The organism is Shewanella sp. MR-4 (genome assembly GCF_000014685.1).
Classification (GTDB): Bacteria; Pseudomonadota; Gammaproteobacteria; order Enterobacterales; family Shewanellaceae; genus Shewanella.
On sequence record NC_008321.1, the window covers coordinates 2,824,122 to 2,850,159 of the forward strand.

General features: G+C 47.3%; 21 protein-coding genes. 7 read left to right on the plus strand and 14 right to left on the minus strand.

Features of this window, described 5'->3' with window-relative positions:
- Nucleotides 1–9: 9 nt before the first annotated feature.
- The 8 genes from pal to motY form a co-directional block, all read right to left on the minus strand.
- A complete protein-coding gene (gene pal / locus SHEWMR4_RS12470; RefSeq protein WP_011623127.1) occupies nucleotides 10–546 on the minus strand; it encodes a peptidoglycan-associated lipoprotein Pal in 537 nt (178 codons plus the stop codon).
- A 46-nt stretch (nucleotides 547–592) separates the two neighbouring features.
- Nucleotides 593–1,921 (minus strand): Tol-Pal system beta propeller repeat protein TolB, encoded by a 1,329-nt coding sequence (gene tolB / locus SHEWMR4_RS12475; protein ID WP_011623128.1) that lies wholly within the window; start codon nucleotides 1,919–1,921, stop codon nucleotides 593–595.
- Nucleotides 1,922–1,930: 9 nt separating this feature from the next.
- Nucleotides 1,931–2,953, minus strand: a complete 1,023-nt coding sequence (gene tolA, locus SHEWMR4_RS12480; RefSeq protein WP_011623129.1) for a cell envelope integrity protein TolA — start codon at nucleotides 2,951–2,953, stop codon at nucleotides 1,931–1,933.
- The gene (gene tolR, locus SHEWMR4_RS12485; RefSeq protein WP_011623130.1) at nucleotides 2,954–3,388 is read right to left on the minus strand and encodes a protein TolR; all 435 of its coding nucleotides are present in this window, start codon (nucleotides 3,386–3,388) and stop codon (nucleotides 2,954–2,956) included. It lies immediately after the preceding gene.
- On the minus strand, nucleotides 3,388–4,074 hold the full coding sequence (gene tolQ / locus SHEWMR4_RS12490; RefSeq protein WP_011623131.1) for a protein TolQ: 687 nt from the start codon (nucleotides 4,072–4,074) through the stop codon (nucleotides 3,388–3,390). The genes tolR and tolQ overlap by 1 nt, the downstream gene beginning before the upstream one ends.
- Nucleotides 4,064–4,465, minus strand: coding sequence for a tol-pal system-associated acyl-CoA thioesterase (ybgC, locus tag SHEWMR4_RS12495; protein WP_011623132.1), 402 nt, complete (start codon nucleotides 4,463–4,465; stop codon nucleotides 4,064–4,066). Before ybgC ends, tolQ begins: the two co-directional genes overlap by 11 nt.
- Before the next feature lie 170 nt (nucleotides 4,466–4,635).
- Complete coding sequence (locus SHEWMR4_RS12500; RefSeq protein WP_011623133.1) at nucleotides 4,636–6,819, minus strand: prolyl oligopeptidase family serine peptidase; 2,184 nt, start codon at nucleotides 6,817–6,819, stop codon at nucleotides 4,636–4,638.
- A gap of 791 nt (nucleotides 6,820–7,610) precedes the next feature.
- The gene (gene motY, locus SHEWMR4_RS12505) at nucleotides 7,611–8,483 is read right to left on the minus strand and encodes a flagellar protein MotY (RefSeq protein ID WP_011623134.1); all 873 of its coding nucleotides are present in this window, start codon (nucleotides 8,481–8,483) and stop codon (nucleotides 7,611–7,613) included.
- 142 nt (nucleotides 8,484–8,625) lie between these two features.
- Here motY and rnt point away from each other — a divergent pair, with 142 nt between their 5' ends.
- A complete protein-coding gene (rnt, locus tag SHEWMR4_RS12510) occupies nucleotides 8,626–9,294 on the plus strand; it encodes a ribonuclease T (protein WP_011623135.1) in 669 nt (222 codons plus the stop codon).
- An 83-nt stretch (nucleotides 9,295–9,377) separates the two neighbouring features.
- On the opposite strand, the gene SHEWMR4_RS12515 is transcribed toward rnt, so the two are convergent.
- Complete coding sequence (locus tag SHEWMR4_RS12515) at nucleotides 9,378–9,983, minus strand: peroxiredoxin (protein ID WP_011623136.1); 606 nt, start codon at nucleotides 9,981–9,983, stop codon at nucleotides 9,378–9,380.
- A 370-nt stretch (nucleotides 9,984–10,353) separates the two neighbouring features.
- Here SHEWMR4_RS12515 and SHEWMR4_RS12520 point away from each other — a divergent pair, with 370 nt between their 5' ends.
- Entirely contained in the window at nucleotides 10,354–11,673 is a 1,320-nt protein-coding gene (locus SHEWMR4_RS12520) for a Na+/H+ antiporter family protein (protein WP_011623137.1), read from the plus strand.
- 73 nt (nucleotides 11,674–11,746) lie between these two features.
- On the opposite strand, the gene SHEWMR4_RS12525 is transcribed toward SHEWMR4_RS12520, so the two are convergent.
- Entirely contained in the window at nucleotides 11,747–12,412 is a 666-nt protein-coding gene (locus tag SHEWMR4_RS12525; RefSeq protein ID WP_011623138.1) for an RDD family protein, read from the minus strand.
- A gap of 223 nt (nucleotides 12,413–12,635) precedes the next feature.
- Nucleotides 12,636–13,262: a uracil phosphoribosyltransferase gene (gene upp / locus SHEWMR4_RS12530; protein WP_011072698.1), complete on the minus strand. Its 627-nt coding sequence runs from the start codon at nucleotides 13,260–13,262 to the stop codon at nucleotides 12,636–12,638.
- Nucleotides 13,263–13,589: 327 nt separating this feature from the next.
- Between upp and purM the strand changes: the two genes are divergently transcribed.
- The 5 genes from purM to asnB all read left to right on the plus strand — a co-directional run bounded on the left by purM (nucleotide 13,590) and on the right by asnB (nucleotide 20,164).
- A complete protein-coding gene (gene purM / locus SHEWMR4_RS12535) occupies nucleotides 13,590–14,627 on the plus strand; it encodes a phosphoribosylformylglycinamidine cyclo-ligase (RefSeq protein WP_011623139.1) in 1,038 nt (345 codons plus the stop codon).
- On the plus strand, nucleotides 14,627–15,271 hold the full coding sequence (gene purN / locus SHEWMR4_RS12540) for a phosphoribosylglycinamide formyltransferase (protein ID WP_011623140.1): 645 nt from the start codon (nucleotides 14,627–14,629) through the stop codon (nucleotides 15,269–15,271). Before purM ends, purN begins: the two co-directional genes overlap by 1 nt.
- A gap of 141 nt (nucleotides 15,272–15,412) precedes the next feature.
- Nucleotides 15,413–16,159 (plus strand): HAD-IIA family hydrolase, encoded by a 747-nt coding sequence (locus tag SHEWMR4_RS12545; RefSeq protein WP_011623141.1) that lies wholly within the window; start codon nucleotides 15,413–15,415, stop codon nucleotides 16,157–16,159.
- A 197-nt stretch (nucleotides 16,160–16,356) separates the two neighbouring features.
- Nucleotides 16,357–18,030, plus strand: a complete 1,674-nt coding sequence (locus SHEWMR4_RS12550) for a M28 family metallopeptidase (RefSeq protein WP_011623142.1) — start codon at nucleotides 16,357–16,359, stop codon at nucleotides 18,028–18,030.
- Between the two features lie 469 nt (nucleotides 18,031–18,499).
- Complete coding sequence (gene asnB / locus SHEWMR4_RS12555; RefSeq protein WP_011623143.1) at nucleotides 18,500–20,164, plus strand: asparagine synthase B; 1,665 nt, start codon at nucleotides 18,500–18,502, stop codon at nucleotides 20,162–20,164.
- A 159-nt stretch (nucleotides 20,165–20,323) separates the two neighbouring features.
- On the opposite strand, the gene SHEWMR4_RS12560 is transcribed toward asnB, so the two are convergent.
- The 3 genes from SHEWMR4_RS12560 to SHEWMR4_RS12570 all read right to left on the minus strand — a co-directional run bounded on the left by SHEWMR4_RS12560 (nucleotide 20,324) and on the right by SHEWMR4_RS12570 (nucleotide 25,972).
- Entirely contained in the window at nucleotides 20,324–21,331 is a 1,008-nt protein-coding gene (locus SHEWMR4_RS12560; RefSeq protein ID WP_011623144.1) for a patatin family protein, read from the minus strand.
- Between the two features lie 361 nt (nucleotides 21,332–21,692).
- A complete protein-coding gene (locus tag SHEWMR4_RS12565) occupies nucleotides 21,693–23,921 on the minus strand; it encodes a TonB-dependent siderophore receptor (protein WP_011623145.1) in 2,229 nt (742 codons plus the stop codon).
- 260 nt (nucleotides 23,922–24,181) lie between these two features.
- On the minus strand, nucleotides 24,182–25,972 hold the full coding sequence (locus SHEWMR4_RS12570) for an acyl-CoA dehydrogenase C-terminal domain-containing protein (protein ID WP_011623146.1): 1,791 nt from the start codon (nucleotides 25,970–25,972) through the stop codon (nucleotides 24,182–24,184).
- Between the last annotated feature and the right edge of the window lie 66 nt (nucleotides 25,973–26,038).

A 26,038-nucleotide genomic window follows, 5' to 3' on the forward strand; every position in this document is an offset into this window, starting at 1 on the left:
AATTCAATCTTAGTAAACTAAAACTGCACGACGGTTTTTAGCAAAACCTTCATCGGTACGAGTGAAGTCAAGTGGCTTCTCTTCGCCATAGCTTACGATGCTCATTTGGCTAGGTTGTACACCCATGCCTTGTAAGTATTTAGCAACAGCTTTAGCACGACGCTCACCCAGTGCGATGTTGTATTCTGGTGTGCCACGCTCGTCGGCATGACCTTCAATCAATACGCGTACGCTTGGGTGCTCAACTAAATAAGTACCGTGGGCTTCCAGTACAGCAGCAAATTCAGTTTGAACTTCACTGCGGTCGAAGTCGAAGTAAATGATGTGTTCTTTTCTCAACTGCTCGAGTTGCTGACGTTGTTGCTCTTCAGGTGACAACATTCCACCAATACCGCCAGTTTGAACGCCACCACCATTCAGTTCGCTACCAGAACCGCTTGTAGAGCCCATTGCATCAGTTTCTGATTCAGAAGTTGAGCTACACGCACTAATAGCCATAATTGGAAGTGCTACCAACATAGCTTTTAACAACTTGTTCAGATCCATTATCTGTTCCTTATAAAATTAAATGTGAATAAATCTAGCTAATACATTAGAGAAACGGAGACCAAGAAGGTGATTTCACCTCACCCTGACCCACCGGTAATCTCGCTTTAAAGCGTCCGTCCGTAGAAACAGCTGCTAAAACTTGCTTGCCTTGATACGTAGTGCCATAAATCACCATAGTACCATTAGGGGCCACACTTGGAGATTCATCCAAACGTGTCGATGTCAGCACCTGCATAAAGCGCGTACTTAAATCCATACGTGCAATATTAAATTTACCGTTTGTGCGATTCACAAAAATCATGCTGCGACCATCAGGGGTAATTGAACCACCTAAATTCCATTCACCTTCAAAGGTTTCACGGGTCACTTTGCCTGAATTTAAATCTACACGATATAACTGTGGTCTACCACCGCGCTCGGAGGTAAACAACAATGACTTGCCATCGGGATACCAAGATGGCTCAGTATCGATGGAATAGTGGTTGGTAATACGTTTTGCTGCCTTAGTGGCGATATCGATAACGTAAATCTCAGGTTGACCATCCTTTGAGAGGGTCACTGCTAAGGACTTACCATCGGGCGAGAATGTCGGTGCACCGTTAATGCCTGGGAAGCTACTCACCTTAGTACGTACTTGGGTGTAAAGATCCTGCACAAAAATCTCAGCCTTTTTGTTTTCAAAGCTCACATAAGCTAAACGACGGCCATCGGGTGACCAAGAAGGAGACATCAGCGGCTCTGGAGAGCGCAGTAACATCTGCTCGTTGTAACCGTCATAGTCGGCGATCATCAGTGAATAAGCCGCTTTCTGGCTGTGGTTAACCACCACGTAGGAAATACGGGTTAAGAAAGCACCACGAATACCCGTCAGCTTCTCATAGACGATATCGCTGATACGGTGGCCATATTGACGGAACTGCGCCGCAGAAATCACCGTTTGGCGACTATCCATCAAAAATTCTGTCGCACTGGTAGGCCCTTTTAGCGCTTGGTTTTGCGCTTTAACCAAATCGATAAGGTCAAAGCTCACCAAAAACTGATCTGTGCCATAGGGTTTTACCGAACCCACAACAACGGCTTCGGCACCCACATTCGCCCACGCACTCGCGTCAAACTGGGCTAAAGCACCGATACCACGTTGTGGTAACCCTAATTCATCTAATGGTTTGAAGGTACCGCTACGTATTAAATCTGACATCACCACATCGGCGATCGCCTGAGGTGGTGCACCCGCTCCTTGCCATTGGAATGGCATCACTGCGATTGGACGCGCCGCATCCACACCCTCAGTGATCACAATATCCAGCGCCGCTTTTGCCGGCATAGTGCAAAGCAGAACCGCCAATGCTAACCATTTTGCCAAAATTTTCATGGGACTCCTTTAATTAAACGTTGGTTCAACGATTAAGTTAATTTCTTTCATCAAGTTATAAACCGCAGGGTCCGGAGACACTGGTAACTTGCCCGCTTTTAAGATCGCCGCTTTAGTTGCACGGCACACGTTAGGATCGCCACCCTGTGTCTGACTGCTGATCACAAAACCATCATTGGCTAAACGCACAGAAACAGTACAGGTTTTACCACGCATCGACTCGTCAACCACTAGGTTGCGTTGAATCGTCGATTTAATCATCGCGGTGTATTTACCCACTTCCGTCTGCATTTGCTTATTCATGGTTTGTGATAACGCAGCCTGTTCGGCGGCTAACGCATCGGCCATTTCCTGCTCTTGCTGAGCACGCGCTTTAGCTTCTGCATCCGCTTTTGCCTTAGCTTCGGCCTTTGCTTTCGCTTCAGCATCTGCCTTGGCTTTTGCCTCCGCTTTGGCCTTAGCTTCTGCCTCTGCTTTCGCCTTGGCTTCGGCTTCCTTCTGCTTACGGTCTGCCTCGGCTTTCGCGGCTGCGGCCTCTTCTACTTTGCGTTTTTCCGCCGCTTTTTGAGCTGCATCTTCAGCAAGTTTACGTTCTTGCTCCTTTTGCTTGCGGTCGGCTTCAGCTTTCTGCGCTTTTTCCTTTTCCTGTTGTTGCTTCACCTGCGCGGCTTTCGCGGCATCATTGGCCTTTTGGGTCTCAATTTCCTGCTGCTTACGTTCTTCCGCCAGTTTCTTCAACTGTGCTTGTTCACGCTCACGGGCTTGCTTTGCTTCCTGTGCTTTGCGTTCAAGTTCGGCTTGGCGCTCACGTTCGCGGCGCTCAGCATCGCGCTTTTCCTGCTTAAGCTTTTCAACTTGATTAGCCACTTTTTGCTGATCAACCATAACAGCTTTTACTGCAGGGGCGCTAACTTGTTGCACAGGTTCAGGTTTATGGGTGAAATCTATGCCAATGGCCAGAATAATTATCACGCCAATATGAATACCTGCTGAAATTGACAGAGGTAATGCAACATTTGAATTATCCGCCACCTATTTCTCCTTGGGTGAATCCGTCATCAAACCGACTGAGGGGACGCCCGCCTGCTGCAGGGTCACCATCAATTGGATCACGTTATCGTAAGGAATATTTCTATCGGCTTTCACCACCACTGGGCGTTCAGGCTCTGTCACCATGATCGCCGCGACGGCGGTGGCTAACTCATCCAATTCCATCTCTTCGTTATTAGAACCGCCCTGATTGAGGAAATAAGCCCCGTCGGCATCGATAGACGCGACCACTGGCGGCTTACTGTCCGCAGGCAATACTTCAGCCGCCCCTTGAGGCAGCTCCACTTTCACCCCTTGGGTCACAATCGGCGCTGTTACCATGAAAATAATCAGCAGCACGAGCATGACGTCGATATAAGGCACCACGTTGATTTCGGCAACGGGGCGACGACGTTTACGCTGATAACCGACTTGCATTATACGCCTTCCTTCTCACTGTATGCTTGGCGATGCAGGATGCTAGAAAACTCTTCCATAAAGTTAGCGTAACCGATTTCCAGCTTTTCAACTTGAGTCGCAAAACGGTTATAAGCGATAACTGCTGGAATGGCCGCAAACAGACCCATTGCGGTTGCAATCAGTGCTTCTGCAATACCTGGCGCCACCATGGCGAGCGTCGCGTTTTCCATTGAGCCGATAGCGATAAATGAATTCATAATACCCCATACCGTACCAAACAAACCGATATAAGGGCTAGTCGAACCAATAGTTGCCAATAAAGGTAAGTTGGCTTCTAACTTTTCTAATTCACGGGATAAGGTGACGCGCATGGCACGTGAAGTCCCATCCATCACCGCATCGGGCACTTTGTTATTTAATTTATTTAGACGTGAATATTCTTTAAAACCCGTCACAAATAATGACTCTAAGCCAGTATTATCTGGACGAGCCGATAATTCCTTATACAGACGATTTAAATCAACGCCTGACCAAAATTTATCTTCAAATTTTGCCGATTTACTTTTTGCAGATGTCAATAAGCTACGGCGTTGTAAAATCACCGTCCAAGACATTACAGACAAGCAAAGTAAAGTGAACATCACAAATTTCACTAATAAACTGGCTTGTAAAAATAACCCAACAATCGACATATCAGCTTGCACTGTCAAACTCCTGCACAATATTTAAGGGAATAGCTCGGGGACGCATTCGTGATAAGGCAACACAGGCCACTAGCACTGTACCTTCACAATAACAGTCTCCCTGATGATCAACCAAACGTTGATGAAATACCAACGAGGCCTTTTTCAACTCTATGACCTTAGTTTCTACAATAAGGTTCTGTTCAAAACGCGCGGCTCTTTTAAAATCCAATTCCGCCCGCTTAACCACAAACGCTGTATCATCGGCTAACAGTGCAGTCTGGCTTACGCCTAAGGCTCTTAACCACTCGGTTCGCGCCCGCTCAAAAAAATTGAGATAGTTCGAATGATAGACAACGCCGCCTGCGTCGGTGTCTTCGTAATAGACTGAAATGGGCCAATTAAACGTCATTTGAAATCAGCAAATTTTGGTTGAAAAATTGACGCTTACTATACCTAGGGAAACAAGACTTGTGAATGACCCGACGAAGATATAGATAGGGATAGCGCGGGTTTCAGCGCAATTGAGGGATTTGTAAATAACAATGGGGCCAAACGACCCCATTTCATTAACATAGTTCGCTATTTTGCGAGGGTTTGCGGCAATGTCAGCCCGAAGCTTTGCCACAGGAAGCTGTAAATGTCGGCAAACTCGTCGATCTTCATCGCCGTCGGTTTGCCCGCACCGTGCCCGGCATTGGACTCAATGCGCATAATGACGGGTTTATCGCCCTGCTGCTTCTCTTGCATCATGGCAGCAAACTTAAAGCTGTGTAGCGGTACCACGCGATCATCATGGTCAGCCGTCATCACCATAGTCGCAGGATAGGCCTGCGCTTTAACGTTGTGGTATGGCGAGTAAGCCAATAGCGCAGGGAATTGCTCGGCGTTGTCAGCACTGCCGTATTCACTGGTCCAAGCCCAGCCAATGGTGAACTTGTGGAAGCGCAGCATGTCCAGCACACCCACGGCCGGTAACACGGCGGCAAACAGTTCCGGACGCTGAGTAACCGCAGCGCCCATCAACAAACCACCGTTACTGCGACCATAGGCACCTAACTTAGTGCTGTTGGTGTATTTTTCGTTGATTAGGTATTCGGCCGCCGCAAAGTAATCATCAAACACATTTTGCTTCTTATCGAACATCCCAGCTTGGTGCCAGCTTTCACCGTAATCCGCGCCGCCACGTAGGCTTGGTACGGCGTAAATGCCGCCCATATCTAACCAAGCGATGTTGGCAGGACTAAAACGCGGCGTCATTGAAATCGCAAAACCACCATAGGCATACAGAAGCGTTGGGTTTTGACCATTCTTCACCAGCCCTTTCTTGTAGGACACCATCATAGGGACGCGAGTACCGTCCTTACTGGTGTAAAACACTTGTTCAGACACATAGTCATCGGGATTGAACGACACCTGCGGCTTAGCGACCACAGTCGACTCTGCCGTTTTAAAATCGAACTTATAGGTGGTTTCGGGTTGAATATAGCTGTTAAAGACATAGTAGAAATAGTCTTTGCTCGCTTTACCGAAAGGCCCTGCGACATTACCTTTACCAGGTAAAGTGACATCCTGACGCTTTTGTCCGCCCATGCTGAAAATCGATAACTGTCCCAATACATCGTGCAAATAACTCACGACTAAATGGTCATTAATAATGGCCACTTTATTAATAGGATCTTTCGATTCTGGAATAATGGTTTGCCACTGGGATTTATCACTATTACGGGTATCGATGGCAATCACTTTACCGTTTGGCGCATCTAAATCGGTCTTGAAATAAAATACCGCGCCATCATTCCCTAAAAACTCATATTCCGCTTCGAGGTTAAGGATTAATTCAACCACCTGCGCTTTAGGTTCAAACAGTGATTTATAGAAGAAACGATTACGTTTGTCTGTGCCTTGCGAAATTGACAACAGTAAATATTCGCCCTGCTCAGACACATCGATGCCAAAACCCCAATCTTTATTTTGTGGGCGCTCGTAAATCAATAAATCTTGGCGCTGATCTGTGCCTAATTTGTGGTAATACACTTTTTGATTAAAATTGACATCGGCCAGTAAATCACCGCCCGCGGGCGCATCGTAACGGGCATAGAAAACACCTTGGTTTTCCTTATCCCACACTGCGCTGGAGAATTTAATCCAGTTGAGTTCATCTTTCAGCTTTTTACCCGTGGCAATATCGACAAACTGCCACTGCTGCCAGTCAGAGCCCGACTTAGACACGCCATAGGCTAAAATCTTGCCATCATTACTGACAGAAACGCCGGAAAGCGCCACAGTTCCATCGGCCGAAAAACCATTTGGATCCAGTACGGGTTTCTCAACGCCATCTTTGCCTTTTACATACAGCACCGATTGCGCTTGTAAACCATCGTTACGGTAATAAAACTGGTTATCGCCATTCTCGAAGGGGGCAGAGATTTTCTCGTAGTTCCACAGCTCTGTGATACGGTCAACTACGGCTTGTTTGTTGGGGATCTTCGCCAAGTATGCTTGACCAAAGGCCTGTTGTTCTTTTACCCAACTTTCAGTTTCTGGCGTGTTTTCTTCAAGGTGACGGTAAGGGTCTGCCACTGCAACACCGTGAATAGTCTCGACTAGGTTGTCTTTTCGAGTTTCTGGGTAAACCAATTTGTTTGTGCTGACTTGCTGTGCAGCACCTTCTTCTGGCGTATTACCACTCTGACAGGCGGCCAACGCCATGCCCAATGTGGCCACTAATAAACCTTGCTGGGCAAGGCGAAATCTTAATGCCATCTTTTATCGTCCTTCTCGTGATTTCCGGCTTAACGCTCTTTTGCAGCAAGTACTATACAAGCAAAATTTTTCATGGCAATGCCACAACAAAAGATGAGGTTTTCTAGCCAAGATGCAAGATTTAACAAAGTGGTAGCAATGATGAGTTTATTGAAGTGTATTTTTATGCATTAATTTTGACTGACAAGTTGTTAATCAAGCTAAATAGTGACTTAAGTGAGCCAGATCACTTAATTAATCATTAGTTTTGCTAATGTGTATGGGCAATTTTTCTCGTTTGTTTGAGTCCTTGGGACACACTAGAATGTGCTTGTTTTCAGGAGATATCCGCTAGCGGATATGGAAAACAAAGAACTTTTAAACTGATGTATTTTTGAGTACGTCAGTTCATCCCTGGTTCTTATGCTTGACTTCCTTCCTTCAATTTGTTGATTGCAAATGCATTTTTTTGCGGCCCGCTTAGATTAAGCGGGCTTTTTTTTACCTCGATTCAAATACGCCGCGAAAATCTAGCGATTTACAGTCGTTTTTTGTTACATAAAAATCTTATTCCTCTTCCCTAAAAACGCAGCAATGAACTCACGCCATAACGTCACTCTTAACATTGCAGCACTTTAAGAAGCCAAAAGCTTGATGATTGAGATTGGAATAACACTCATGCGTTGGCGAGATGCACGCTTCATAAATGACAATGCCAAGTCCGAAGACTTGGCATTGTTGTTTGTAACGTATTAGGACTAAGCGTCACGCTATCTTATAAGCGATAAGTTATGGGCAACAACTTAGAGACGTCACATCAGTGGCTTACTGATCCGGATAACCACGCGGCGGTTAAGTGCCCTCTCCTCAATATCTTCATTGGACGCCACATGACGGCGCTCACCATGGCCGACGGTGACTATCCTATCCTGTGGGATCCCACTGGCGACAAAGAAATCTTTGACCGACTCGGCGCGTTTATCCGAGACTTTTTGGTTTACGGAGCGACCACCGTAACTGTCGGTATAAGCATCGACTAACACCAGTTCCACATCCGGATCGTAGGACAAGTATTCTTGAATACGCGAAAGCTGCTGCTGCGAGAAACGGGTTAAATCCGTTCCGCCTTCATCATAATTAAGTACGGTAAAGGCAATATCTTCAAAGCTGTAGGGCAATAAGTGCGATAAACACGACTTAAACTCAGCATATTTGCGACCGAAATTCGCCGCCGACAGTCCTACGGCAATTTTATTGGACTCATCATACCAATCGGCATAATAAAACGTCGGCTCCATGCCACGGCTCAACTCGGTCAACATAGACCAGGCGGCACGCTTAGGCACTTCACCATTAAAATACTTTTGATAACGTAGAGAAGTGATTTCTTTCGATACCACGCCTGGTCGCCATTTCGGCGCTCTACTCATCAGCTTAGCTTGGGTGACTTGGTCCGGTTTCACCCACATATCTAAAGTGAAATTTAGATTTAGTTGTTTTCCTGCTTCACTGGTAAAAATCGCCTTACCATAGGAGGGAATATCATGTTCAAGACGGCACACAATGGGACTGTTTTGACTAACTCGCCATTGGGATTCCCCCAAAGAGGCCACATAGTGGCGCAACTCTGCCATTGCAGTTGCTGGAACGCATAAAATTGATACTAATATCAGTTTTCGCCACATAGCCCTTACTCGTGTTTATTCGGTTACGAGGTTTTATCGGCAAACTTTTTAGTTCCTTTAGCTCATAAAACCATCAATCAAACATGACACACCCTAGTACATTAAGCATAATAGCGCCCTGTGATTTTTCTTGGGTACTTTAATGAGCGATATTAGCGACGCAAACAAATTGAAACACCGATTTCGAGGCTACTTTCCGGTTGTCATAGATGTCGAAACGGCGGGCTTCAACTCTCAAACCGATGCGTTGCTAGAAATAGCCGTCACGCTGTTAAAAATGGATGATGAAGGCTTGCTCGGGATTGATAAAACCCTGCATTTCAACATTGAGCCCTTTGAAGGCGCAAATTTAGAGCCCGAAGCTCTGGCCTTTAATGGTATTGATCCCACCAACCCATTACGGGGCGCCGTAAGCGAAAAGGAAGCTTTTTTAGAGATTTTCAAAGCCGTTAAAAAAGCGCAGAAGGCCTCCGATTGTCACCGCAGTATTATCGTGGCGCACAATGCCGCCTTCGATCATGGCTTTGTGAGTAAAGCGATTGAGCGTTGTGACTTAAAACGCTCACCCTTCCACCCTTTTGCCACCTTTGATACGGCAACACTCGCAGGCTTAGCTATCGGCCATACCGTGCTGGCCAAAGCCTGCATCATGGCGGGGATCCCCTTTGATAATAAAGAAGCTCATTCAGCACTTTACGATACCGAGCGCACGGCGGAGCTGTTTTGCTATATAGTCAACCGCTGGAAGCATTTAGGCGGTTGGCCACTCTTAGCCGCTGGTGAGTCAGAGGATACAGATGGTGAAGAATAAGCGTTAATGCTTATAACCGCTGTCACACGCCCAATAAAAAAGCTGCCCAAAGGCAGCTTTTTTATTGGGCGAAAATCAGCAAATTACAGAGAGCTTGCGTTTTCTGCTAAGTAAGCCGCAACACCTTCGGTGCTTGCGTTCATACCTTTGTCGCCTTTTTCCCAACCTGCTGGGCAAACATCACCGTGCTCTTCGTGGAATTGCAGCGCGTCGATCATACGCAGCATTTCGTCAACGTTACGGCCTAATGGCAGATCGTTAACCACTTGGTGACGTACCATACCTTCTTTGTCGATCAGGAATGAACCACGGAAAGCCACGCCAGCTTCTGGGTGCTCAACATCGTATGCTTTACAGATGTCGTGTTTAACGTCTGCTACTAAAGTGTATTTCACTTGGCCAATACCCCCTTTTTCTACTGGGGTGTTGCGCCATGCGTTGTGAGTGAATTGAGAATCGATAGACACACCGATCACTTCAACACCACGCTTAGTGAACTCTTCCATGCGGTGATCGAAAGCGATCAACTCTGATGGACAAACGAAAGTGAAGTCAAGTGGATAGAAAAATACAACCGCTGGCTTACCTTTGATGGCCGCAGTTAAGTTAAAGCTATCTACGATTTCGCCAGAACCTAATACAGCTGCAGCAGTAAAATCAGGAGCCGGACGGCCTACTAATACGCTCATTTTATATCTCCATCTATGAGTTGAACTAACTATTAAAGTAAAACATCCCTTAAACACACTTGCGCTTACTTGCACGAGTGTATTTGAGAGCGCTTACCAATCAAATCTTTAGGCATTATAAGTCGTGCGTTTTGCCTTACAACCTATTTAAGACCAATATCACATTTTTCAAGGGCATTTTGACACTACTGCTTAAGGATAGAGCAATCTGGACGAGTGGTAAGCGTTGTTGAACACATTCGTCTAACAGTAAAAACCCACCCAATTCACATTTTCAGTTATTTTTCAGATTAAGCCGCCGTAAACTGGACAGACACTGCCTTTGCAGTCGAAAATAGTCCCTTTGGTTTACAGAATTAAGATATTGTCTATGAATGCAGTCGTTATTGCTGTGTGTTTGATGTTAGCCCTTAGTTTAGCGAGGGTGAATGTGGTTGTTGCGCTCACCATCAGTGCTCTCGTAGCCGGTTTAGTGGGGGGAATGGACCTACATCAAACAATTGATGCCTTTAATACCGGATTAGGTGGCGGCGCGCAAATTGCCCTCAGTTACGCCTTACTCGGAGCCTTTGCCGTGGCACTATCCCATTCGGGTTTAACGACACTGATCTCAAACTCCATCATTAAAAGCCTAGGTAAGGAACCTAATGCCACCAACACCAATTGGGTACGCTGGTTATTGCTATTATCCCTGCTCCTGATGTCGATGGCGTCGCAAAATATTCTGCCAATTCATATCGCCTTTATTCCGATACTCGTGCCACCACTGCTACATGTGATGACCAAGCTGAATATCGATCGCCGTCTGGTTGCCTGCGTGTTGACTTTTGGTCTCGTGACCACCTATATGATTTTACCCGTGGGCTTTGGCGGTATTTTCCTTAATGATATTTTGCTGTCTAACCTTACCAGTAATGGCTTAGTCGCCGTTCGCGAGCAAATTCCGCCAGCGATGCTGATCCCCGCAGCAGGTATGGTGACAGGTTTGTTGTTTGCCGTATTTGTAAGCTATCGCAAACCTAGGGTTTACGATGAAACTAAGGTACTGGCTGCCGAACCTGAAGAAACCCTCAATAAACGCAATATCGCTATCGCCGTTGTAGCAATACTTGCAACCTTGTTTGTCCAGCTTGAAACCGATTCGATGATCTTTGGTGCCTTAGTCGGCTTTATGATCTTCAGTTTTTCAGGCGCGCTTAAACACGTTGCCGATCAAGATATCTTCACTCAAGGCGTGCGCATGATGGCCAATATTGGCTTTATTATGATCTCCGCCGCAGGCTTTGCCGCAGTAGTGAAAGAAACCGGTGAAGTCGGCACGCTTGTCTCATCACTAAGTTCATTGATTGGCGACAATAAGGCCCTCGCCGCCTTTTTGATGTTACTGGTCGGCCTTTTGATCACTATGGGCATTGGCTCGTCCTTCTCGACCATTCCGATTATCGCAACCATTTACGTGCCATTAGCCTTAAGTTTTGGATTTTCCGTGCCCGCTACTATTGCGTTAGTCGGTACGGCTGCGGCATTGGGCGATGCAGGTTCGCCAGCGTCAGACTCAACACTTGGCCCGACGTCGGGCTTAAATGCCGATGGTCAGCACGACCATATTCGCGACAGCGTGATCCCAACTTTTATTCATTACAATATTCCCCTGCTTGTCTTTGGATGGATTGCCGCGATGGTGCTCTAGGGCTTAGACTCATGGGCGTTAACATACAAAAGCGTGGATAATTCCACGCTTTTGTATTTGCTAGGCACACAAGTCAGCTACGAATAACGACCGTCCCAGCTAAATAGTCATGAATGGCCCTGTTTTTCTCATTAAATAACATGGTAATGATTTCGAGTAGATGCCATATAAGGAAAGAAATACTTAAACCTATGATGGTATAAAGCTTCCAACTCGACATATCCTCTGCAGTCTCAAGCGGAAAAAATACACTGAAAAACACAAGTAAAATTAACATGATGATGGGAACACTATCCCTTAATAGGGCCTGATTAAAACTAATGGGTCTTTCAGTTTTATAGTCAACTACCTTGATATCAAAGATCATTTTCCCAAACGTTTGGCCATAAAGGGTGTGGAGCAGCACGGAATACAATGCAAATATCCAAGTATCGAAATAACTTAACGCGACTTGGAATACGGGCGCTACGTGCATAATCGCAGATACAATAATAACAGAACAAAGACTGATGATTACGCTATCGATTATAGAGGACCAAAATCGAGGACCAAACGTAGCGTACTTTTCTAATTCCGCTTGTTTATCCATGCACGATTTAATCTCAGGATCCTGAAGTTTTAGCGAAATAAGCGCATCAACCTCCGCCGCTGTATCAGGATATTTGTCGCGATTGATATTCCTTTGGACATCAATCAGTTCATCCAAGGTGTAGTTATTATAATTTGGAACAAAATCCATTAAATGCATTCTCCGTGCACATTTGTCTTCGCCTCAACCAAAAGCAATGATTAACGCTAGGCATATCATTAAACACAGAAAAATAGCATTGCCACCGTTCTAACTCAACAATTCATTAACACGTCAAAATATCAAAACTCAAGAGTCTTTAGATAAAAGCGCATAAAAAAGGGAGCCTAAGCTCCCTTTTGCAATTTAAGATAAGGATTAACCTATCAACAGATTATTTAGTACCAAAAATCTTATCACCCGCATCACCTAAACCAGGCAGAATGTAGCCCTTCTCGTTTAAGCATCTGTCGATAGCCGCAGTATACAGCTCAACATCTGGGTGAGCCGCTTCAAGGGCTTTAATCCCTTCGGGCGCAGCGACTAACACTAAAGCTTTAATCGACGTACAACCGCGTTTTTTCAGCAGGTCGATAGTCGCAATCATAGAGCCGCCGGTTGCCAGCATAGGGTCAACGATCAGCGCGATACGCTCGTTCATGTCGCTGGCCAGCTTCTCAAAATATGGCACTGGCTCTAAGGTTTCTTCGTCGCGGTAAATACCCACAACCGAAATACGCGCACTTGGAATATGCTCAAGTACGCCGTCCATCATGCCTAAACCCGCACGCAGGATAGGCACAACAGTCACTTTCTTGCCCTTGATCTGATCCACATCCACTGGACCATTCCAGCCTTCAATCGTAACAGTTTCGGTTTCGAAATCTGCGGTAGCTTCATAGGTTAATAAGCTGCCCACTTCGGCGGCTAGCTCACGGAAACGTTTAGTGCTAATGTCACCTTCACGCATCAGGCCGATTTTGTGACGCACTAACGGGTGTTTAACCTCGACAACTTTCATTTTTCTCTCCTACTGTTGTTCGCGAAATATCTTAGGCAAATTTTTCAGATTTTAGATGATTTGTTTATTGGGTAAAACATAAAGTTTTGCCATTCGAGCTAATCGTGAGCAATATCCCAAGAATTATTGCCTATCGCTTAAGATACACCCATTAAGACGCTATTTTATGACCAATTGCAGGATAGAAAATGTGAAATATCCCGCTGTGAAGCTAAAAATACTCCCGGCAAGTCGATAAATCCAAATCATGGCTTTCGACCCCTAGCACAAGCTGGTAGAATACCGCCGCATAAAAATCCAATAACGATGTACCCGAGAGGATCCTCCGTGAGCACTCCTACCCCACTGAGCTATAAAGACGCTGGCGTTGATATTGATGCTGGTAATGCACTGGTAAGTAACATTAAAGCGGCTGTTAAACGTACCCGTCGTCCAGAGGTAATGGGCAACTTAGGTGGTTTTGGCGCATTGTGTGAATTACCCACTAAATACAAGCAACCTGTTTTAGTGTCAGGCACCGACGGTGTTGGTACTAAATTGCGTTTAGCTATCGATTACAAAAAACACGACACAGTCGGTATCGACTTAGTGGCCATGTGTGTGAACGACTTGATCGTTCAAGGCGCTGAGCCGTTGTTTTTCCTCGATTACTACGCAACGGGCAAGCTCGATGTAGAAACAGCAACCTCTGTTGTTAACGGCATCGGCGAAGGTTGTTTCCAATCTGGTTGTGCGTTAATCGGCGGCGAAACCGCTGAAATGCCAGGCATGTATGAAGGCGAAGATTACGACCTCGCAGGTTTCTGTGTGGGCGTGGTTGAAAAGGCCGACATCATTGACGGGAGTAAAGTGGCTGCGGGTGACGCCTTAATCGCCTTAGCCTCAAGCGGTCCTCATTCAAATGGCTATTCATTAGTTCGTAAAGTATTAGAAGTCAGCCAAGCGGATCCTCAACAGGACCTCAATGGCAAGCCATTGATCCAACATCTGTTAGAACCAACCAAAATTTACGTTAAATCATTGCTCAAGCTGATCGAAGCATCGGACGTGCACGCAATGGCGCACATCACTGGCGGCGGTTTCTGGGAAAACATCCCCCGCGTACTGCCTGAAAACTGCAAAGCCGTTATCCAAGGTGATTCATGGCAATGGCCTGCTGTTTTCAATTGGTTAATGGAAAACGGTAACATTGCAGAATATGAAATGTACCGCACCTTTAACTGTGGTGTCGGCATGATCGTTGCGCTGCCAGCTGATAAAGTTGATGCCGCACTGGCACTGCTCGCCGCCGAAGGCGAACAAGCTTGGCTAATCGGTGCTATCGCTGCTCGCGAAGGCAATGAAGAGCAAGTGGAGATCCTGTAATGCCCCAAAGCTGTCGTGTAGTTGTATTAATTTCCGGAAATGGCAGTAACCTGCAAGCCGTTATCGACGGTTGTGACGATAATTTGCAGGCCGAAGTTGTCGGAGTGATCAGTAATAAACCCGATGCTTACGGTTTAATTCGCGCCCATCATAGTGAAATTGATACCAGCTGCGTGATTGCTCATTCAGGTGAATCTCGCTCTGATTACGATGCACGGTTAATGGCAACGATTGAAAAGTACCAACCCGATTTAATCGTGTTGGCTGGATTTATGCGTATTCTTACCAACGATTTTGTGAATCGTTACTTAGGACGCATGATCAATATCCATCCTTCATTGCTGCCTAAATATACCGGATTAAACACCCACCAGCGCGCCATCGATGCGAAAGACACTGAACATGGCGCCAGTGTGCATTTTGTCACCCCAGAGCTGGATGCAGGCCCTGTGATTTTACAGGCAAAAGTCCCTGTTTATGAGGATGATACCGCTGAGATGCTCGCCGCTCGTGTCCATGAGCAAGAGCATGCGATTTATCCTTTAGTGGTGAAATGGTTCAGCCATCAACGACTCAAGATGCAGGACGGTCAAGCCTATCTCGATGGCACGTTAATCGGACCTAACGGCTACGCCCCCGATTAAACACTGCCTCACGAAAAAAAAAGAGACCCTAAGGGTCTCTTTTTTTTCGTCTTGTCATACAAAATCATTGTTTTCTCGCCTAATGTGGCATTAGATAAGCTAACGAAAAGTGATTTTGTTCGGCATACAAGAGACTATTAGATGAAAAATATTATCTGCGATATCGATGGTGTACTCCTGCACGACAATAAGCTGATCCCCGGCAGTGATAAATTTATCCACCGCGTTCTCGACCAAGGCAATCCCCTCGTTATTCTGACCAATTACCCGGTACAAACGGGCAAAGATCTGCAAAATCGCCTCAGCGCCGCCGGGATAGACGTACCAGAAGAATGTTTTTACACCTCTGCCATGGCCACCGCCGACTTTTTAAAGCATCAGGAAGGCAGTAAAGCTTTTGTGATTGGTGAAGGCGCCCTCACCCATGAGCTCTACAAGGCAGGCTTTACCATTACTGACATTAATCCCGACTTTGTGATTGTGGGTGAAACCCGCTCCTATAACTGGGATATGATCCATAAGGCCGCAGGATTTGTCGCCCGCGGTGCCCGTTTTATTGCCACCAATCCCGACACTCACGGCCCCGCTTACAGTCCGGCCTGCGGCGCCCTGTGTTCACCGATAGAGCGGATTACTGGCAAAAAGCCCTTTTATGTGGGCAAGCCCAGCTCGTGGATTATCCGCTCGGCGCTCAACCATATCAACGGTCATTCCGAAAATACCGTGATCATTGGCGACAATATGCGCACCGATATTCTGGCGGGGTTTCAAGCGGGGCTTGAGACCATTCTGGTCACCAGCGGCGTGAGCAAGCTTGAAGATATCGATAAAGAGCCTTTCCGCCCTAATCATGTATTCGCCTGCGCTGGCGATATTGATGTAGTTTAATCCTTAAATCGTCCGATTCTCAGCACCTTAGCGTGCTGAGAACCACAACAGACCTGATACGGTAAAGCAACATTAAGTAACATTTTTCCCCCTGGCTCTCCCTTGTCCCCCATAAGCGCTTGCTTCATGATAAGGCGCGACATACCCCTTTGATATATGCGTGAAATACGCCCTAAAAACAACAGTAGGATTAACCTATGCGACGTTTGTATCCTGTCTGCGCGCTAGCCATGCTCAGCGCCTGCAGCCCTAATTCGGCCCAGCCCGATGCCAACAGCAGTGCAGCCCTGAAACCCGTGCAAATGAATGAAGCACGTTTTAGAGACGATATTAAAAACCTTTCCTCCGATGAGTTCGAAGGCCGCGCCCCCACCACCCACGGTGAAAAGCTCACCTTAGACTATCTGTCTAAAGCCTTTGCCGAGATGGGACTCAAAGGCGCCTATCAAGGCAGCTTTTTACAACCTGTACCTATGGTGAGTTATACCGCCTACGATGCGCAGCAAATCAGCTTGGCAGGATTGCCGTTAACCTATCGCAAAGATATCGTGTTAAATAGTCGCCACGATAACGGCGGCGTCAATATTGAAAACGCGCCCTTAGTGTTTGTTGGCTACGGTGTGAATGCGCCTGAATATGGCTGGAACGATTACCAAGATGTCGATATGAAAGGGAAAATCGCGGTGATCCTTGTGAACGATCCCGGTTTTGCCCGCCCTGACTCAGGTAAGTTTAACGGTAAAGCCATGACCTACTATGGTCGCTGGAGCTACAAATTTGAAGAAGCGAGCCGCCAAGGCGCGCTCGGGGCATTGATCATTCACGATACTGAGCCTGCGTCCTATCCTTGGTCCGTAGTTGAAAATAGCTGGACTGGCGCACAGCAAGATTTAGTCCTCAGCAAAGCCGAGCAAGACAGTCGCGTGCAAGTCGAAGGCTGGTTAACCTTAGATGCTGCTACACAATTATTTGAAAAAGCGGGTTTATCCCTACCAACGCTGATGGCGCGCGCCGCCGATAGTCCGATTAACTTACCCCTTGAGCAAACGGCCAACATCGCCTTTAAAAACAAAGCCGAATACGCCAACAGCTATAACGTTGTCGCTACCCTTCCCGGCACTCAGCAAGCCGATGAGCAAATCCTGTTTACGGGCCACTGGGACCACATTGGCAAAGATGACAGTAAAGAAGGCGATAAAATTTATAACGGTGCCATGGACAACGCATCGGGCATTGCGGGCATTTTAGAAATCGCCAGACAACTGGCCGATAACGCCAAACTGGGCCACGGCTTAGCTCGCTCGGTGACCTTTATCGCGACAACGGGTGAAGAGCAAGGTTTACTCGGCTCACGCTATTACGCCGCCAACCCAATCTATCCCATTGATAAAACAGTGGCAGTGCTCAACTTAGATAGCACCAATATCTATGGAAAAACCAAAGACTTCACTATCGTCGGTAAAGGCAAGTCCGAGCTTGAAAACTACTTAGTCGATGCCGCCAAACAGCAAAACCGTATTGCTTTGGGTGAAAAGAATCCTGCATCGGGTGGTTTCTTCCGCTCTGATCACTTCAGCTTTGCCAAACTTGGCGTACCTGCGGTCTTTGCCGGTGGCGGCAGCGAACCCATAGATGCCGCAACAGCAAGCTATAAGACTCAGATGCAGGCGACCATGAAGGGCTGCTACCACAATGTCTGCGACGAATACCATGAAGACTGGGATCTGAGCGGTGCGATTCAAGATCTCGAAGTTTACTATCAAGTGACTCGCAACTTAGGTAACAGCCAAGATTGGCCTGGCTATTATCAAGGCACTGAGTTTAACAGCCTGCGTCCTGCCAAAACGGAACTTGCCACGGCCGCAAAGTAAGCACTTGAAAACGATTCATCACTGAAACATCCCTATAAGGCACCTTGAGAGGTGCCTTATTATTTTACCAGCCGCCCCACTTTATAGTCACAGTTTGACCTTGACGGTAGCAACACGTGCAATGACCGCCGATAAGCTGGTTATTAAATCGGCAACATTTGCGCTTGGATCACTATCTTGCTCACATTTATGATGATTTTGCCAAAAACGGATTTTCTTGAGTCAACATTACGCATTTGCCAATATCCCGCTTTGCAACCAATGAACAAAAACACTTTATTCATAAAAATACGAAATAAATTAAATAAAAACCAATCAAAAGCATTTTAAAGATAAAATAAACTCACCAAAAACACCTAAAACCGAACGAATCATCAAAAATAACATTTGGCAAAATCCCAAATCGCTGGCACATTGATACTCAATTGAGACATCCTCAAATGAAATACAGCGGTTTAGGAGTTGCATTATGTGTTCGATTTTTTCAATTTTAGATATTCAATCCGATGCGAAAGAGCTGCGCCAAGTAGCACTGGAAATGTCCAAACTGATGCGCCATCGCGGCCCCGATTGGTCAGGCATTTACGCCAGCGATAAAGCAATTTTGGCCCATGAGCGCTTGGCGATTGTCGATATTGAACACGGTGCGCAGCCACTGCTTACTGAAGACGGCAGCCTTATCCTCGCGGTCAACGGTGAGATCTACAACCATAAAGAACTCAAAGCCCAGCTCGGCGATAAATACAGCTATCAAACCAACTCTGACTGCGAAGTCATCTTGGCGCTATATCAAGAATACGGCACTGAATTCCTTGATAAATTAAACGGTATTTTCGCCTTCGTTCTCTACGATAAAGCCAAAGATGCCTACCTTATTGGCCGCGACCATATGGGCATTATCCCGCTCTACACTGGGCGTGATGCGGCGGGTAACTTCTACGTGGCCTCCGAAATGAAAGCACTGATGCCCGTCTGTAAAACCGTGGCCGAATTCCAGCCTGGGCAATATCTGTACTCAAGCATCGGTGAGCCAGTGCAATACTACACTCGCGATTGGCAGAGTTTTGATGCGGTGAAAGATAACGGCGCCAGCCAAGAAGAATTACGCGATGCCCTCGAAGCCGCCGTTAAGCGCCAATTGATGTCCGATGTGCCCTACGGCGTGTTATTGTCTGGCGGTTTAGATTCATCAGTGATCTCGGCGATTACCCAAACCTTTGCCAAACGCCGTATCGAAGATGACGATCAAAGTGGGGCTTGGTGGCCACAGCTACACTCCTTTGCCGTGGGTTTAAAGGGCGCACCCGATTTAGCCGCCGCTAAAAAGGTTGCCGATGCGATTGGTACCATTCACCATGAGATCAACTTTACCTTCCAAGAGGGTTTAGATGCGATTAAGGAAGTCATCTACCACCTAGAAACCTATGATGTGACCACCATTCGTGCCGCGACACCTATGTACCTGATGGCCCGTAAAATCAAGGCGATGGGGATCAAAATGGTGTTATCGGGTGAAGGGGCCGATGAACTCTTTGGCGGTTACTTGTACTTCCATAAGGCACCAAACGCGCAGGCCTTCCATGAGGAACTCGTGCGTAAACTGGATAAACTGCATTTGTTCGATTGTCTGCGCGCCAACAAAGCCATGGCGGCATGGGGACTCGAAGCCCGCGTACCTTTCCTCGATAAGGAATTTATGGATGTGGCGATGCGTATCAACCCTGAGGCAAAAATGTCTAAGGATGGCCGGATTGAGAAACACATTCTGCGCCAAGCCTTTGAGCATAAATTGCCAAAAGAAGTCGCCTGGCGTCAAAAGGAGCAATTCAGCGATGGCGTGGGTTACTCTTGGATCGATGGTTTAAAGGCCCATGCTGCAGAGCAAGTAGACGACCTGCAACTGGCCAACGCGAAGTTCCGCTTCCCGTACAACACGCCAGAAACCAAGGAAGCCTATTTTTACCGTTGTTTCTTTGAGGAGCATTACCCCTTAGCTAGCGCGGCCGAAACCGTGCCCGGTGGCAAGTCAGTCGCCTGCTCTACTCCAGAAGCGCTGGCATGGGATGAAAGCCTACGCGGCATTATCGACCCTTCTGGCCGTGCCGTACGCTCAGTGCATGCCGCCAGCTATTAATCGCCAACGCATGTCATCAAAATAAAAGCCACCCTAGGGTGGCTTTTATCTTTCACTCATTTCTTTAAAAGTGGGATCTAGCTCTGCCACGCTAGGCAAATGCAAAGACGGCCAAACAATATTGCCTTAAGTGCTTTAGCAAGATAAAAACCTAATGACCTATGCCGATATTGCCAGTGGTGAAACGGGTGTCACATCTTTAACCTTGGCAATTTGCCGAGAGGACGTTGCAAGAAACGCCTTCCCCGCCTTTATCCCTTGCTGGTAATCAATCCGTAAATCCGCATCTGTGCTACCTAACAACTTGCTCTGCAATGGCGCCTTCGCAAAAATCTGCACAATTTCGACATCATCGGGAGGATTAGCAATAAAATCTAACTCGGCCTGATAGGCCTCTTCATGCTGCACTAAGTAATCAATGGTCTTAGGGCAAAAACCAGAAACACAGATCCACGATTTAAGCTTATGTACCCAAGCCGATTGAGCTTGAAAGTCTGCATTGACCGTCCTCACTACCACAATTTTGCGCGCACCCCGTTTATACGCCTCACGCACGGGCAGCGGCGCCGCTAAACCGCCATCGAGGTAAAAGTCTTGCTCGGGTTCGAGTGTCGCATCGCTATGATTGGCAGATTCAATCCCTAGCCAAGGCGTTAACCTCACTCCCTGTTTATATAAAAAAGGCAATGCACTAGAGGCTTTAAGTAACTCACGCCAGTGCTCATGACTGGTTGGACTCAAGAAATACCCTTGGCGATCGCTAACTCTCGTGGTGGTGATAAGGAGTTCTCGCCCATTGAGGGATTGACTCGCCGCGGCTAAATCCAGCTTAAAGCTGCCACGCTGAGTCTGCTCGAAATACCAGTCGAGATCGATAACATTCGCACCAATCAGACCGCGCCCTAGTTGATAGAAACGTTTATGGCGCGTTAGCCCCCGGATTAGTTTTTTGGCGTAACCCTTTTGTCTGGCTAAAAAGCTGGTCAAGTTTTGCGAGCCTGCGGAGGTGCCAATCAATAAGTCGAAGGGGTCGAACTCCGCCTCAAGCCAAGCATCGAGTACGCCTGCGGTAAAAATGCCACGCTGGCCGCCACCTTCTGCAATTAACGCCACTTTCGGCGCGGTAACAGATTGAGAGGCAGAAGATAAATGGCTAATCGGCGGCATAACTGACCTTATCGCAACAAAGACGCAATGGAGAATAGATAAGCTCAGTCTAAACAAAGATTGCGACAGAAAAAACCGGATAGAATCAATCGCGGTAATCGAAAATTAAAATAAGCTGCGAATGAGATGCATGATGCTGGCGTTATCATCTGGCGTGAACGACTCGCCAATCACGGGATGATTAAGGGTGCTGGTGAGAGTGAATGATTAACCATGCCAGCCGCACAGGATAAAACTAATCCTTGGCAGCGCATTCGCATGAGAAAACATGATAAAGAGATGAGCGAGTGATCAAATAAACATCGAGTAAAAGATAACGAGCCAACCCGAGTTAGCTCGTTATCTGTAAGGGTCTATCCCACTAGAACTTATGGCTCAGTTCAAGTGTGACATTGCGAGGCTCGCCAGGGAAATGACCATTGCGCTCACTAAATCCGCTGACAGCATATTCCTTATCGAAGATATTCTTCAGATTTACGCGCACTTGGGTTTGGTCCCACTGGGTCGTCCAGCTCATATCAAACACAGTATGGGGTTTTACCGTTTGACCATTGAGGCTAAATTGCTCGCCCACATAGTCCATCCCAAAGGCGATGGCCGAATCAATCGCTTGAATATCATAGCGTGTCCATAACCCTGCTTGATGTCGCGGCGCATTGGCAAAACGTTTACCGCCACCGAAGGTGTTGGTCAGGCTGTCGTTGGTCACGCCTTTGATCACTTCGGTATCGTTATAGGCATAGTTAGCGGTCATGGTCAGGTTATCGGTTAAGTCCCCCACCAGCGTCCATTCGACGCCTTGACTGCGCACTTCGCCTAAATTCACTAAGTCAGGAATTCCATCATCCTTGCCGGTATCGAGCGGGTTCGCCTGAGCCACGTTTTGTTTTTCAATACGATAGAGCGCGAGTGTGGTCATAAACTGGCCATCCAACCACTCGTTTTTCATCCCAAGCTCAATTTGATTACCGGTTTCAGGGTCAAGATAACCATCACCCCCTTCCTGCTCCTGATCGCTCAATGAGGCGGGATTAAAGCTCTCTGAATAGTTCAAGTAAAAGGACATAGACTCGAGTGGACGATAATTCAGGCCCGCCCTTGGGGTAATGGCATTATCGCTAAAGGAGAATCCGGTCTTCTTGTTGTAATCTTCAAACTGGCTAAAACGCAGACCCGCAATCAGTGACCACTGTTCGTTAAAATGCAGATGCTCTTGCAGATACAGGCCAAAACGGTTGGCACGGGTACCGTCAGTATCCATGTCTTTTAACTGATAAGTACTAGGATCAGTCTCACCGTAGTTAAGCTCATAAATATTCAGGTTACCGACGCCGGTTTTATCCGTCGCCAGTTTGTAATGGTACTCGGTTTCAACATAGTGATAATCGCCGCCGAACAGGAACTCATGCTCAAAACCTAAGGCATTAAAACGATAAACAAAGTCATTGGTTAAACTGATTTCATCATTAGCACGGGCTTGCACCCGATATTCACGTTTGATCGTGCCATCCGCGCTGTTAGCTTTGCCATCACCGTTGACATCAACCCAACCTCGGGACTCGTGGTACTGCTGATCGGAGTCATTCGTGAGATAACGGAGCTGCGTTTTCACCGAAAAATCATCCGTAAATTGATGATCGAGAATCGCTTGCAGCACCAAAGCATCCATCTTTTGGAAGTCGCTCTTCTCGTTAGCATTGTAGGAAGGATCAACCAGGAAATTCCCCGCATCATCCACGGGTACACCACGGAGTCGATTACCGCCCAAATCCTGTTTGATCAGATCGAATGTGGTGGTGAGCTTGGTATCTTCACTGATTTCATACAGTAAGCCACCCGCCACTTCGGCATTCATGCTATCGGCATTGTTACGAAAGCTATTTTCCTGCTGATAATAGCCCCCTAAACGATAGGCTAAATCCTCAGTTAAGCCACCGGTGAAATCCAGCGAGCCGCCCATCATGTCGTAACTGCCTGTGCTTAGGGTGAGCTCTTTACGCTCAACAAACGTCGGCTTTTTAGTGACATAGTTGATCATGCCGCCGGGTTCACCGCCGCCATAGAGTGCCGATGCGGGGCCTTTTAACACTTCAACCCGCTGCACGTTGAACAGTTGTGGCACCGAAAAGCCGGAATACGGATCGCCACGTACGCCGTCGTAAAACACGTTGGCATCGTCGCGAAAGCCACGAAAGGTCACACCGGAATAGCTAAATTCACTTACCCCCGCTATGGAGCGGTATAAGTCGGTAATATTGCGAGCGGCTTGGTCGTCAATCAGTTGTTCGGTCAGCACTTGTACCGACTGCGGCAGCTCCATCACATTGATTGCCGTTTTTGTACCAATTTCCGTCTCTTTATCGACGTACATTTGCATGGCGCGACCACGTACCACAATCCGCTCGGGCGCTTTAGTGTCAGTCTGAGCACTGGTTTGCGCTAAAGCTTGAGTGCTTGCTTGGGTAGCGGCTTGTGCCGCTGAAGCATTTTCTTGCTCGGGTTTGCTCTCTTGAGCGTTAGACGCTGCCGCCAAGACCAAATGCGGCATCAGGGCAAGCGTTAGTATTGAATAGGCAAAACGAGATTTCACAAAGTCCCCCAACCTCGAGTAGACCTGTGGTCTACTCCTGTCATCTTAAGTTGGCGTCATTATAAAGTTTGAATCATAAATGACAATAATTCTCATTTAAATTTACATCGACGGGGTTTTGTAACAATTGTAAAGATGGGCGTGTCACTCAAATGCAAGAGCGCAATTCTTATCTAGGCCAACGCCAGCATCAAAAAGCCAGCATCACTCTGCTGGCTTATTACTGTTTTTACTGGATATAACGCTTTGAATGTAAAGACTTAAAAAATAGCCTCGTCGAGCGTTGTTAACATCTCACTTGCCTGCTCCAACTGTTTACGCAGGCTACGGCTTTGCACGGCCCAATACGCCATATAAAAGTCCGCCGTTTTCAGTTTAGCTTGATAAAAGTCGGTCTCTTGCGTGCCATTTTCGAGCGCAGTCAGGGCAATCTTAGCCATACGAGCCCACATCCACGCAAGGGCGGTAATGCCAAATAACTCCAGATACGCCATCGATGCCGCGCCGATAATGTCGGGATTGCTCGCTGCATGGGTCGCTAAATAACCACTCGCCTTTTGTAAATCGGTGGCGCAATCCATTAGCCCGCTCACATAGGGCTGCATTTGCGGATCTTTGCCCTGTGATTGAATGAACTCAGTCACTAGCGCTGACCATTGCTGCATGGCAGCGCCGCGATCGCTCAGCAGCTTACGCCCAACTAAATCGAGCGCCTGAATGCCATTCGTGCCTTCATAAATCAAAGCGATGCGGCTATCACGCACAAACTGCTCCATTCCCCACTCGTGGATATAGCCATGACCGCCAAACACTTGCTGGGCATCCACACAGGCATTAAAGCCACGATTAGTGATAAAGCCTTTCACCACCGGGGTAAATAACGCCGCTAACTGGGCAGCCACTTTCGCCTTGGCAGGATCGCTATGGCGCTCAGCCTCATCGAGCCACAGTGCCTGCTGGCCAACGAGTGCACGGGCACCTTCATTAAAGGCTTTTTGCGATAACAACATCCGGCGCACATCACCGTGTACCAAAATCGGATCGGCGGCTTTTTCAGGCGCTTTAGCGCCACTGATGGCGCGGCTCTGCAATCTGTCCTTGGCATAGGCTAAAGCGTTTTGATAGGCGATTTCGGACACGCCTAACCCCTGCATCCCAACACCTAAGCGTGCTTGGTTCATCATGGTAAACATCGCGCGCAACCCTTGGTGGGGTTCGCCGACTAACTCACCGAGTGCCCCCTCAAATACCATCACGCAGGTTGAGTTGCCATGGATCCCCATTTTGTGCTCAAGACCGCTAGCATAGAGGCTGTTCGCCTCTCCTAAACTACCATCACTGTTCACTAACACTTTGGGCACGGCAAACAGTGAAATCCCCTTCACACCTTCGGGCGCGTCGGGTAAACGGGCGAGTACCAGATGCACTATGTTATCGGTAAATTGATGGTCACCCGAGGAAATAAAAATCTTCTCCCCAGTGATGGCAAAGTAGCCGTCCGCCGCGGGAACGGCCTTAGTGCGCAATAGCGCTAAATCGGTTCCGGCATGGGATTCGGTGAGGTTCATGGTGCCAGTCCATTCACCACTCACTAATTTGGCTAAGTATTTCTGTTTAAGTGCCTCACTGCCGTGGGCGTGAATGGCCGAATAGGCGCCATGGGTAAGGCCGGGATACATGGCAAAAGCCATGTTGGTCGAGGTTTGCATCTCGGTGGCAAAAATCCCGACCACTTCGGGCAGTCCTTGACCACCATAGGCGGGATCGCAGGTCAGTGTCGGCCAGCCATTGTCGACAAATTGCTGATAGGCGTCGGCAAAACCTTCGGGGGTAACCACTTTACTATCCACGAGTTTGCAGCCCTGCACATCCCCCACGCTATTTAACGGCAACATCACCTCAGTACTGAAATCCGCCATACCTTGAAGGATGGCATCGACCAGATCGGGGGCGATTTCATCGAAGCCTTTAAGAGCATCTTGCTGATAAATATGCAACATTTCATCGAGGATAAATTGATAGTCACGTAGTGGTGCTTGATAGACTGGCATAATCGCTTCCCTTTCTTGTTTTATGGCAATGGACTAAGTGCTCTGACCACTTTAGCTAAATCTGTT

Bases quoted from the DNA above. Each gene is read 5' to 3' on its own strand.
- SHEWMR4_RS12545 (WP_011623141.1), top strand. From the start codon at position 15,413: ATGAAAAATATTATCTGCGATATCGATGGTGTACTCCTGCACGACAAT.
- SHEWMR4_RS12525 (WP_011623138.1), bottom strand. From the start codon at position 12,412: ATGGATTTTGTTCCAAATTATAATAACTACACCTTGGATGAACTGATT.
- SHEWMR4_RS12520 (WP_011623137.1), top strand. From the start codon at position 10,354: ATGAATGCAGTCGTTATTGCTGTGTGTTTGATGTTAGCCCTTAGTTTA.
- rnt (WP_011623135.1), top strand. From the start codon at position 8,626: ATGAGCGATATTAGCGACGCAAACAAATTGAAACACCGATTTCGAGGC.
- asnB (WP_011623143.1), top strand. From the start codon at position 18,500: ATGTGTTCGATTTTTTCAATTTTAGATATTCAATCCGATGCGAAAGAG.
- SHEWMR4_RS12550 (WP_011623142.1), top strand. From the start codon at position 16,357: ATGCGACGTTTGTATCCTGTCTGCGCGCTAGCCATGCTCAGCGCCTGC.
- upp (WP_011072698.1), bottom strand. From the start codon at position 13,262: ATGAAAGTTGTCGAGGTTAAACACCCGTTAGTGCGTCACAAAATCGGC.
- pal (WP_011623127.1), bottom strand. From the start codon at position 546: ATGGATCTGAACAAGTTGTTAAAAGCTATGTTGGTAGCACTTCCAATT.
- tolB (WP_011623128.1), bottom strand. From the start codon at position 1,921: ATGAAAATTTTGGCAAAATGGTTAGCATTGGCGGTTCTGCTTTGCACT.
- tolR (WP_011623130.1), bottom strand. From the start codon at position 3,388: ATGCAAGTCGGTTATCAGCGTAAACGTCGTCGCCCCGTTGCCGAAATC.
- SHEWMR4_RS12570 (WP_011623146.1), bottom strand. From the start codon at position 25,972: ATGCCAGTCTATCAAGCACCACTACGTGACTATCAATTTATCCTCGAT.
- SHEWMR4_RS12515 (WP_011623136.1), bottom strand. From the start codon at position 9,983: ATGAGCGTATTAGTAGGCCGTCCGGCTCCTGATTTTACTGCTGCAGCT.
- SHEWMR4_RS12500 (WP_011623133.1), bottom strand. From the start codon at position 6,819: ATGGCATTAAGATTTCGCCTTGCCCAGCAAGGTTTATTAGTGGCCACA.
- motY (WP_011623134.1), bottom strand. From the start codon at position 8,483: ATGTGGCGAAAACTGATATTAGTATCAATTTTATGCGTTCCAGCAACT.
- purN (WP_011623140.1), top strand. From the start codon at position 14,627: ATGCCCCAAAGCTGTCGTGTAGTTGTATTAATTTCCGGAAATGGCAGT.
- SHEWMR4_RS12560 (WP_011623144.1), bottom strand. From the start codon at position 21,331: ATGCCGCCGATTAGCCATTTATCTTCTGCCTCTCAATCTGTTACCGCG.
- ybgC (WP_011623132.1), bottom strand. From the start codon at position 4,465: ATGACGTTTAATTGGCCCATTTCAGTCTATTACGAAGACACCGACGCA.